This is a genomic window from Luteibacter sp. 22Crub2.1, from assembly GCF_900167995.1.
Classification (GTDB): Bacteria; Pseudomonadota; Gammaproteobacteria; order Xanthomonadales; family Rhodanobacteraceae; genus Luteibacter; species Luteibacter mycovicinus.
The window spans coordinates 48,354-58,605 of the sequence record NZ_FUYT01000012.1 but is presented as its reverse complement, the minus strand read 5'-3'; the positions used below and the strand labels follow the sequence as shown (position 1 = coordinate 58,605).

Here is a 10,252-nt window from a genome sequence, read left to right as displayed (position 1 = left end):
GTCGGCTCAGCGAGCTACCAGCGTCTGCACGGTGGCGACGACGTCGCCGACCGTACGCACGCTCTTGAAGTCCTCGGGCTTGATCCGGGTGCCGGTCATGTCCTGCACCTGGATCGCCAGATCGATCGCGTCGATGCTGTCCAGTTCCAGGTCGGTGAAGAGGTTGGCGTCGGGCGTCACCTTGGCCGGGTCGATCTCGAACGTCTCCTGCAGCACGGTGCGCAGGCGATCGAGTACATCGTCGAAGGTGAAGGTTTCAGCTGGGATCGCGCTCATAGCTCGGTAAGTCCATTTCATCCCCGGACGGGCGATCCACCGGTTGCGCGGGCAAGCGGGAGGCGGCGCCATCACCGAGGCGATGAAGGTGATCGGAAGTCTCTGGTTGTCGCCGCCCCTCGGACGGCATCCCCTGGGCCCCAAAAGCGCCGTGTAGGCAAAGCCTTACAAGATCCCCAGGGGCGACAAAAGTGTAACAGATCGCGCCCCTGAGCCAAGGCCGATCGTGTGAAATCGTGGGAATCGGCGGGCAAGTCGCGCCGATTCCCCGGCAGCCGTTGGCGCAGGCCCTTCGCGACGTATCCGCAATTGCGTCCGGCGCGTCCGCCCGGACACGGTGCCGGCGGACACCCCACGTCCGCGGACACGGAAATTTTTCTGTCACATCGTGCGAAATGGCGCCGCAGGGCGGTCTGGCAGGTAAATCGGTCGTTGGCACGACCGATGCACTCTCCCTGGTGAAAGCACTTCCCATCGTCCAAGGAGAACGACCATGAAATTCGAAACGATCCTGCTCAAGGGCTTTTTTGTCGCCGCCGTCCTGACCTGCCTGCTGACCTTCGGCGCCATGGTCGGCACCAGCACCCCGATCGCCAGCCCGACGCTGGTGGCCACCGGGCGCTGATGCCCGGGCATCGCTCCCTCAGGGCGTCTGCACCACGCAAATGTCGCAGGGTTCAACGTCGTCCGACCGGCGAGTTGTGGAATCGTCGCAAGGTCGTAGTCCGCAAAAAAAAGCCACCGGATTGCTCGCGGTGGCTTTCTTGGGCTCGCAGATAAACGCTTACTGACCGCGCATGCGGCCCTGGAAACGCGGCGCGCCGTTGCCCATGTGGGGCAGGCGGATCTTGCCGATGGCGCTGATGCGCTCTTCCGCCATGCGGTCCGCGGCCTTGTAGGTCGGGATGTTGTCGCGCGAGGAGATTTCGAAAATGCGACCGACGTTGTAGTAGATCGTGCGCATCATGCGCATGGCGCGCTCGCGGTTGTAACCGTCGATCTCGAGCGAGACGTTCATCACGCCGCCGGCGTTGACCGCATAGTCCGGTGCGTAGACGATGCCGCGACGGGCGAGTTCGTCACCGATCGCGTCGGTGGCCAGCTGGTTGTTGGCCGCGCCGCAGATGATCTTCGCCTTGATGCGGTCGATGGTCTGCTCGTTGACCGTGCCGCCCAGGGCGCACGGGCTATACACGTCGGCGTCGACGTCGTAGATCTCGTCGAGACCCACGGCTTCGCAGCCCAGTTCGTCGACGCAACGCTGCACGGCATCCTTGTTGATGTCGGTGACGAACACCTTGGCGCCCTGCTCGCGGAGCAGCTTGATGAACTCGCTGCCGACGTGGCCGCAGCCCTGCACGGCGTAGCTGTACTTACCCACGTCTTCGTTGCCGTGCTTGGACTGCAGCGCGGCCATCAGGCCCTGCAGCGTACCGAACGCGGTGAACGGCGAAGGGTCGCCCGAACCGCCGTGCACCTGATGCACGCCGGTGACGTACTCGGTTTCACGGTAGACGTATTCCATGTCGTTGACGTCGATGCCCACGTCTTCGGCCGTGATGTAGCGACCGTTGAGCGAGTTGACGAAACGGCCGAAGGCGCGGAACAGCGCTTCGGACTTGTCCCTGGAGGGATCGCCGATGATCACGGCCTTGCCGCCGCCGAGGTTCAGGCCGGCCACGGCATTCTTGTACGTCATGCCGCGCGACAGGCGCAGCACGTCGTTGACGGCATCCTGCTCGGTCTTGTACGGCCACATGCGCAGGCCGCCGAGGGAAGGACCCAGCACGGTATTGTGGATCGCGATGATGGCCTTCAGGCCCGCGTCCTTGTTATGGCAGAAGACGACTTCTTCGTGGCCCGTGTTGGCGATGGTTTCGAAAATCATCGAACGCAAACTCCAGTGACAAGCGGCAGCAGCACCGCCTCTAGGTGATGACCGGCGGTGGGGACCACCGGTCGATAATGACGTTCCAAAAAAATCGCCCCGGCCTGGAAGGGCGGGGGCGATCTGTCGTGTCAGGTGCCTAGTTTAAACCGTTGTGAGCGTCCGTGTAGGTGCGGCGCAGCAGATGAGGCTCAGCGGTGCCAGTGAGGGTCGCGGACCCAGGTCTCACGCTCGACGCGCCAGCCCCGGCCATAGGGGTGCCACACAGGCGGGCGGTAGACGTAGCCGGGACGTACCGTGGCCCAGCGGCCGCCGACCCACACGTAGCGGCCGCCGTACCAGTTCCAGTAGCCAGGCGCCCAGACATAGCCGGCGCGCGGGGGCGGGACGCGCTCGAAGCGCGGCGGCGGCGGACGGGTGCCGACGGTGACCTCGACATATTCCCGTGCCGCGACCGGCGGGGTGTAGCTTGCGGCGCCGGCGGCCAGGCCCATGACGGCGACGGCGGCGAGGGTACGGGTCAGCTTGGTCATCGGTGTTCTCCTTCGCGAGGTTCCGCGGATGCGGATTCGGGGGCCAGAACGCGGGTTCCTTCGAGCGGGTTGACCCGCCGGGGCGCGTAATGTTCAGCTTCGCGAAAGCTTCCCGTGGGGGAACCTTGCGACGCTCCGCTGCTCCAAGACCCACATGCCCACTCTTACCGCCACCGGCCCGTTCCCGCCCATGAAGCCTCCCCGCCGTTTTGGCGTGCGCACCATCGCGACCCTGCTGGGCATCCGTTTCGCATACCGGCTGGGCAGTCGCCTGGCACCTGCGCGCACGGTGGCCCACGCGGCGCGGACCTTCCAGACGCCGCTGCCGAGCAGCCGGGTGCGCGCCGCCTACGCCGCGACCACGATGTCGGCGCGGCGTGAGACGGTACGACTGGGCGGCGAATCGATCGAAACCTACATCTGGGGCGACCCTGCGACTCAGCCTTACATCCTGCTGGCTCACGGCTGGTCGAGTCTGGGCTTGCGCTGGGAGTCCTGGGCACCGTGGCTCCTCGCCAAGGGCTGGGCCGCGGTGTCCTTCGACCAGCCCGGTCACGGTCACAGCGGCGGCGATCTGTGCACGCTGCCCGATTTCGTCAGGACGCTGGCCGCGGTGGGCTGTCACTACGGTGACGCGCACGGCGTCGTCGCCCATTCACTGGGCGGCGCGGCCGCGACGCTGGCGCTGGAGGACGGGTGGACGGCGAAGCGGGTGGTGCTGATCGCTCCCGCGGCGGACCCCCAGGGCGCCACGCGGCGCTTCTCGCGCTTCGTCCGCCTCGCCGAGCATCTGCGTCCGTCGCTGCATGCGGCGCTGACCGAGCGCACCGGCATACTCATCGACGATCTGCATATCGGGCATCACGCGCCGAAGCGGACCCAGCCCGCCTTGATCTTCCACGATTTCTTCGACCGCGATGTCCCGGTGGAAGAGGGGGAGCTCTACGCGCGGCTGTGGCCCGATGCTACCTTGCTGAAAACCCGCCGGCTGGGCCATCGCCGGATCGTCGACGACGAAAGCGTCATGACCGCGGCGATAGCCTTTCTGGATGGCGCGGAGCTTCGCTGAGCCCGCCACCGAGTCCCCCCCCTTCGAGGAGCGAGCCATGACGACCACCTGTGCGGTGTGTGGAACGGAGCACGACGAAGAGGCACTGGAACTGGGCTACCGCCGGCCGGACGCCGTGATCGATCTCGATGCCGCGACGCGAGCCGCGGGCGTATTCGAGAACGACGACCTCTGTGTCATCGATGCGAAGCGTTTTTTCGTCCGCGCGACGTTACCGCTGCCGGTTAACGGACGTAGCGGAAATTACCAGATCGGTGTCTGGGTCGAAGTCGCTTCTTCCGACTTCGACCGGATCGGCAAACTCTGGACCGACCCGGGTCAGGCGGCCGAGCCTCCCATGTCGGCGACCCTGGCGAACGAGGTGCGTCTGCATCCGGAAAGCCTCGGGCAGGCCTTGCTGCTGCAGCTCACCGGACCGAAGACACGCCCCCAGGTGTTCGTGCGTGACGCGACGTATTCGCTGGGTGCCGAGCAGCGGCACGGCATCAGCGCGCACCGGGCGAGCGAATACTCGGTCGGACTCAGGGCGGCGTGAGGCGTTACGCAGTGCGGCGGCGTATCGCTGCACTGCGTCAGAGGTCCCGGCACGGGCGGGGATAGAATCGACCGGTTCCCTCCCCAGACGTCGCGTTTTCCCGGAGTTTTCATGAGCTCGCAGCCCAAGCACATCCCCGCCAGCCACACCGACGCGGAGGCCACGCCGCTGCGCTTCGTCACGGCGGCCAGCCTGTTCGACGGCCATGACGCGGCGATCAACATCATGCGCCGGATCATCCAGAGCCAGGGCGCCGAGGTGATTCATCTCGGCCACAACCGCTCGGTGGAAGACGTGGTGCGGGCTGCTCTCCAGGAAGACGCGGATGCCATCGCGCTGTCCTCCTACCAGGGCGGGCACGTCGAGTATTTCAAATACATGGTCGACATGCTGCGCGAGCGTGGCGCGGGTCATGTACGCGTGTTCGGCGGCGGTGGCGGGACGATCACGCCGGAAGAGATTCGCGAGCTGCAGGATTACGGCGTCGAGCGCATCTATCACCCGAACGACGGTATGAAGCTCGGTCTCACCGAGATGATCGAGGACGTGATGGCGCGAACGCGCAGCGCCGTTCAGTCGCGCGTCGAAGCGGCGCCGGCCGACGTTGCCGTCGAGAACGAGATTTCCATCGGTGCGATGCTTTCGGCCATCGAAGAAGATTCGCTTCCCGAAGCCGAACTCGCCCGCCTGCGCAAGGAATGGCAGCTGGCGGGTAACAAGACCCCGGTGCTTGGCCTGACCGGTACGGGCGGCGCGGGTAAGTCGTCCGTGGTGGACGAACTGTTGCTGCGGTTCCTGCACGCGTTTCCGCAGATGCGGATCGCCGTGCTCGCGGTCGATCCGACCCGTCGCCGCAGCGGCGGCGCGTTACTCGGCGACCGCATCCGCATGAACTCGCTGCGCAGCCCGCGCGTGTATATGCGCTCGATGGCCACGCGTCGCCAGCACGCCGCCACCTCGATTGTGCTGCACGACTGCATCGATTTTCTCAAGGCCCAGGCTTACGACCTGGTGATCGTCGAAACGGCGGGTATCGGCCAGAGCGACTCCGAGATCGTCGACCTCGTCGATTTCCCGGTCTACGTGATGACCAGCGAATACGGCGCCGCCAGCCAGCTCGAAAAGATCGACATGCTGGACTTCGCCGAACTGGTCGTGCTCAACAAATACGACAAGCGCGGTGCCGAGGACGCCCTGCGCGACGTGCGCAAGCAGTGGAAGCGCAACCGCACCGCGTTCCAGATGGCCGACGAGAACGTGCCGGTCTATCCGACCATCGCCAGCCAGTTCAACGATCCGGGCGTCACCTGGATGTTCGACAACCTGTGCCGTCTGCTGCGCGAGAAGCTCTCGTTGCCCGACGCGGTCTGGACGCCCGATGTCGACACGACATTGCGCGAACCGCGTGCCACGGTGCTGATTCCGGGCAATCGCGTGCGTTATCTGGCGGAGATCGCGGAGCAGGGGAGAGGCGTCAACGGCGGCATCGCGAAGCAGGCCGAGGCGGCCAGCAAAGCGCAGCACTACTATGAATCGCTGAAGGATATCGGCGACGACGCCCTGCCGCGTGCGTTCGATCTTTACGACCATGCCTTGCTCGCGGTCGACGGGGACCGTTCGCTGGCCACCTTGCGCCAGCGCTACAACGAAGCCGTGCGCGAGCTCACCAGCGAAGCGATCCACCTGCTGCGCGAGTGGCCCTCGCGCTTTGAAGCCGTTACCGCGGAGTTCAACGAATACCAGGTGCGCGACAAGGTCATTCGCGTCGAGAACTACCGCGAGTCGCTCAGCCACCAGAAGATTCCGAAGGTATCTCCGCCGAAGACGAAAGACTGGGGCGAGCTGCTTTCGTTCCTCATGCGCGAGAACCTGCCGGGGCACTATCCGTACACGGGGGGCGTGTTCCCATATCGTCGCGCCGGCGAGGATCCGACTCGCATGTTCGCGGGCGAGGGCACGCCGGAGCGCACCAATCGTCGCTTCCACTACCTCTCGCTGGGTGGCGCGGCCGCGCGTCTTTCGACCGCCTTCGACTCGGTGACGCTGTACGGTGAAGATCCCGCGCCGCGTCCCGATATCTACGGCAAGATCGGCAATTCCGGCGTCTCCATCGCCACGCTCGACGACATGAAGAAGCTTTATTCCGGCTTCGACCTGTCCGCGCCTTCGACGTCGGTGTCGATGACGATCAACGGTCCGGCCCCGATCATCCTCGCCATGTTCATGAATACGGCGATCGACCAGAACATCGAGAAGTACCTCAACGAGGACGTCTCCCGCTGGGAGGCCGCCAACGCGCACATCGCCCGGCTGTATCCGGACGGCGACCGGCCGCGCTACCACGGCGAACTACCCCAGGGTAACGACGGCCTCGGTCTCGGCCTGCTCGGCGTGTCCGGCGAAGAAGTGGTCGATGCCGGGACCTACGCGCGGATCAAGGCCTGGACCCTGGCCAACGTGCGCGGCACCGTGCAGGCGGACATCCTCAAGGAGGACCAGGCCCAGAACACCTGCATCTTCAGCACGGAGTTCGCCCTGCGCATGATGGGCGACATCCAGCAATACTTCGTCGATCACAAGGTGCGCAATTTCTACTCGGTGTCGATCTCCGGGTACCACATCGCAGAAGCGGGTGCGAACCCGATCAGCCAGCTCGCCTTCACGCTTTCCAACGGCTTCACCATCGTCGAGTACTACCTCGCCCGTGGCATGAAGATCGATGACTTCGCGCCCAACCTGTCGTTTTTCTTCTCCAATGGCATGGACCCGGAATACACGGTGATCGGCCGCGTCGCCCGTCGCATCTGGGCCCGCGCCATGCGCGAGCGTTACGGTGCCAGTGCGCGCAGCCAGATGCTGAAGTACCACATTCAGACGTCGGGGCGTTCGCTGCACGCGCAGGAGATCCAGTTCAACGACATTCGCACCACCTTGCAGGCGCTGTATGCGCTGTTCGATAACTGCAACAGCCTGCACACCAACGCGTACGACGAGGCGATCACCACACCGACGGAAGAGAGCGTTCGTCGGGCGGTCGCCATCCAGCTGATCATCAACCGCGAGCTCGGCCTCAACTTCAACGAGAATCCGTGGCAGGGCAGCTACGTGGTCGACGAGCTCACCGATCTGGTGGAAGAGGCGGTGTACAAGGAGTTCGAGGCGATCAGCGAACGCGGCGGCGTACTCGGCGCGATGGACACGATGTACCAGCGCGGGAAGATCCAGGAAGAATCGATGTACTACGAGCACAAGAAGCACGACGGCTCGCTTCCGCTCATCGGCGTCAACACCTTTCTGCCCCGGGATCACGGCGGCGAGATCGCCACGGAGATCGAACTCATCCGCTCGACGGAAGAAGAAAAGGGCCAGCAGATCGACAACGTGCTGCTCTACGGCAAGGCCCGCAACGGCCTGGCCCCGGACAGCCTGACCACCTTGCAGAAGACCGCCCGCGATCGCCGCAACGTGTTCGAACAGTTGATGGACGCGGTGAAGAACAACTCACTCGGCCAGATCAGCCACGCGTTGTACGACGTGGGCGGCGAGTATCGGCGGAATATGTAAGGCAGGCACCCATCGCCATCCGGATCGGCTCCCACCAGAGCCGCTCTGCGGTTAAGCTCCGGGTTCACCCAGGGAGCTTTTCAATGCGTCGGATCGTCTTCTTCCTCAGTCTGGCCGTACTCGCCCTCCAGGCGCGCGCGGCGGACGATGTCCCTCCGCACGACAGCTTCACCATGCCCGGGGTAACTGCCGCCGAAACGCGGCACATCAACGTCTACACACCTCCCGGCTACGCCACCTCGAAAGCCCGCTACCCCGTCCTCTACATGCCCGATGGCGGCCTGGAAGAAGACTTTCCGCACGTGGCCAGGGCGCTCGACGAGGGTATCCGCAAGGGGGAAATTCAGCCGCTGATTCTCGTCGGCATCGAAAACACCGAACGTCGCCGCGACATGACCGGACCGACCTCGGTCGCGTCGGACAGGCGGATCGCACCCCGCGTGGGCGGATCGGCCGGCTTTCGCGCTTTCATCGCGACGAAGCTGGTGTCCGAAGTCGGTAAGCGATATCGCGTCGACGGCCACAGAGGTGTCATCGGTGAATCGCTGGCCGGACTTTTCGCGCTGGAGTCGCTTCAGCGGGAGCCGAAGCTGTTCGATACGGTGATCGCCATCAGCCCCAGTGTATGGTGGAACGCGGATGCCTTGATTCGTGATCTGCCGGTGGCCATGGCGGAGGGCGATCCATCGCCCCACCGCATCTACCTGACGTCAGCCGACGAGGAAAACATCGCTCCCGGCGTAGAGCAACTCGTCAGGACGTTGCGTTCCAGCTTGCCCAGGCGCGCGGCGACGATCGAATACGTGCCTCGTCCTTCAGCGCATCACGATACGATCTACCGCGAGTCGGAGGCGCAGGCGTTGCGCTGGGCGTATCCGCCGATGGATAACTAGTCCGTCGCCTGGCGGCTTCCGAAGTCGATCTTCGTAAGACCACGAACTTTTGCTTCCGTCAGTACCTTGGTGACGTCCTCGTAGCTTGCGTTGTCAGCCGCGGCGATGACAAGGCGGGGCGGCTGCGCCGAGGCGGCGGCGATATCGATCTGCCTTTCGAGTGCCGCATCGGTGACGAGGGCCCCGTTCCAGAAAATCGAACCGTCGGCGTCGATCGCGACGCGTGCCGGGTCGGGCTCGAGGTCCGTCGATGACCCGGGAGCGGGGAGATCGACCCGTGCCTTATGCGCCACCACTGGCGCGGAGATCATGAAAATGATCAGCAGTACGAGAAGCACGTCGACGAGCGGGGTGACATTGATGCCCAAAATCGGGGCGGCGTCGTTCCTTGCAGAGAAAGCCATGGTTCTTCCTCCAAACGTTATCGATGTGGGTGTGCCCTGGTGCCGGGCCATAGGGGGATGCCCGGCAGGGCCAGACTAGGTGTCGGATGGGGCTTCCCACAAGACCGCCGTCGGGTTCATGATGGCCGGATCGCCGACGATCGCCGCCATTCCGGTTCGAGCTTGAACCAACCGCACCGTTCGTAGTCCCATGGAGACGTTTTTTCGTGGGAGCGTTACGTTGAGCAGTCAGTCGTCGGGTTCGAAGTGGGTCGCAGGTTTGTTGATCGTGGCGATCCTCGTGGTAGCGGGTATTTTCGTCTGGCGCGAGAAGCAGGCGCGCGATGCCGTCACCGCGCCACCTTTCGCCTCCGCGTCCTCGACGGCATCCGCTCCCGCTACGTCCGTGCACGACGCCGCGCTGCCGGAGCATCCCATCGATCCCGCCCGTGGTTCGACGTCCGCGCTTCCCGCGCTCGATCAGAGCGACGACGAGGTGCTGGCCGGGTTGCTCGCGCTCACCGGCGACGAAGCGTTGAAGTCGCTGCTGAAGTCGGATGCGATCGTGTCGCGGATGGTTTCCACCATCGATGCGTTACCGAAGCAGACTGTCGGTATGAACGTCCTTCCCTTGCGTACGCCGACAGGCCGGTTCCAGGTCGTTTCCGACGACGGCAATTTCGTCGCGTCGAAAAAGAATGCGGATCGCTATGCGACCTACATGTATGTCGCCGACCGTGTGAGCCCGAAGGCCGCTGCCGCCTGGTACAAGCACAACTACCCGTTATTCCAGCAGGCTTATCGTGACCTCGGAACGGGCGGCTATTTCAACGATCGCCTCGTCCAGGTGATCGACCACCTGTTGGCTGCGCCGGAGCCGAAGGGTAATCAGCAGCTGCTTCCGGAGAAGGTGGGGTATGTCTACGCCAATCCCGCGCTGGAGCAGCTGTCGGTCGGGCAGAAGTTCATGATTCGCGTCGGTCCGGAGAATGAGGCGAAGTTGAAAGCGAAGCTGCGGGCGCTGCGTGCTGAAGTGGTCACTGAGAAGGATGGGGCAGGGGATTCGGCAGCTCGGAACTGAGGCGGGTTGAATCGCCAGCGGGCTGGCTCC

At 64.4% G+C, this 10,252-nt stretch carries 10 protein-coding genes; 6 read left to right on the top strand and 4 right to left on the bottom strand.

Annotated features, from left to right (window positions below):
* Nucleotides 1-6: 6 nt before the first annotated feature.
* The gene (locus B5X73_RS13670; RefSeq protein WP_051943409.1) at nt 7-276 is read right to left on the bottom strand and encodes an acyl carrier protein; all 270 of its coding nucleotides are present in this window, start codon (nt 274-276) and stop codon (nt 7-9) included.
* A 493-nt stretch (nt 277-769) separates the two neighbouring features.
* On the opposite strand from B5X73_RS13670, the gene B5X73_RS21525 reads away from it, so the two are divergent.
* Nucleotides 770-901, top strand: a complete 132-nt coding sequence (locus tag B5X73_RS21525) for a hypothetical protein (protein WP_275041276.1) — start codon at nt 770-772, stop codon at nt 899-901.
* 159 nt (nt 902-1,060) lie between these two features.
* Here B5X73_RS21525 and B5X73_RS13665 read toward each other — a convergent pair whose 3' ends face one another.
* Together B5X73_RS13665 and B5X73_RS13660 are read right to left on the bottom strand one after the other, a co-directional pair.
* Nucleotides 1,061-2,164: a Glu/Leu/Phe/Val dehydrogenase dimerization domain-containing protein gene (locus tag B5X73_RS13665; protein WP_036111602.1), complete on the bottom strand. Its 1,104-nt coding sequence runs from the start codon at nt 2,162-2,164 to the stop codon at nt 1,061-1,063.
* Nucleotides 2,165-2,355: 191 nt separating this feature from the next.
* Complete coding sequence (locus B5X73_RS13660) at nt 2,356-2,697, bottom strand: YXWGXW repeat-containing protein (protein WP_051943411.1); 342 nt, start codon at nt 2,695-2,697, stop codon at nt 2,356-2,358.
* Nucleotides 2,698-2,851: 154 nt separating this feature from the next.
* Between B5X73_RS13660 and B5X73_RS13655 the strand changes: the two genes are divergently transcribed.
* The 4 genes from B5X73_RS13655 to B5X73_RS13640 all read left to right on the top strand — a co-directional run bounded on the left by B5X73_RS13655 (nt 2,852) and on the right by B5X73_RS13640 (nt 8,758).
* Nucleotides 2,852-3,766 carry an alpha/beta hydrolase gene (locus B5X73_RS13655; protein ID WP_079522129.1) on the top strand — a complete coding sequence of 305 codons (915 nt, stop codon included), beginning with the start codon at nt 2,852-2,854 and terminating at the stop codon, nt 3,764-3,766.
* A 37-nt stretch (nt 3,767-3,803) separates the two neighbouring features.
* The gene (locus B5X73_RS13650; RefSeq protein WP_176167842.1) at nt 3,804-4,301 is read left to right on the top strand and encodes a DUF2199 domain-containing protein; all 498 of its coding nucleotides are present in this window, start codon (nt 3,804-3,806) and stop codon (nt 4,299-4,301) included.
* A gap of 111 nt (nt 4,302-4,412) precedes the next feature.
* Nucleotides 4,413-7,865: a methylmalonyl-CoA mutase family protein gene (locus B5X73_RS13645; RefSeq protein WP_079522127.1), complete on the top strand. Its 3,453-nt coding sequence runs from the start codon at nt 4,413-4,415 to the stop codon at nt 7,863-7,865.
* A gap of 83 nt (nt 7,866-7,948) precedes the next feature.
* Nucleotides 7,949-8,758 carry an alpha/beta hydrolase gene (locus tag B5X73_RS13640; protein WP_079522126.1) on the top strand — a complete coding sequence of 270 codons (810 nt, stop codon included), beginning with the start codon at nt 7,949-7,951 and terminating at the stop codon, nt 8,756-8,758.
* On the opposite strand, the gene B5X73_RS13635 is transcribed toward B5X73_RS13640, so the two are convergent.
* The gene (locus B5X73_RS13635; protein ID WP_079522125.1) at nt 8,755-9,162 is read right to left on the bottom strand and encodes an ExbD/TolR family protein; all 408 of its coding nucleotides are present in this window, start codon (nt 9,160-9,162) and stop codon (nt 8,755-8,757) included. The two genes, B5X73_RS13640 and B5X73_RS13635, sit on opposite strands and share 4 nt — an antisense overlap.
* 268 nt (nt 9,163-9,430) lie before the next feature.
* Between B5X73_RS13635 and B5X73_RS13630 the strand changes: the two genes are divergently transcribed.
* Entirely contained in the window at nt 9,431-10,222 is a 792-nt protein-coding gene (locus B5X73_RS13630; protein WP_176167841.1) for a DUF3014 domain-containing protein, read from the top strand.
* The last annotated feature ends 30 nt before the right edge of the window (nt 10,223-10,252 follow it).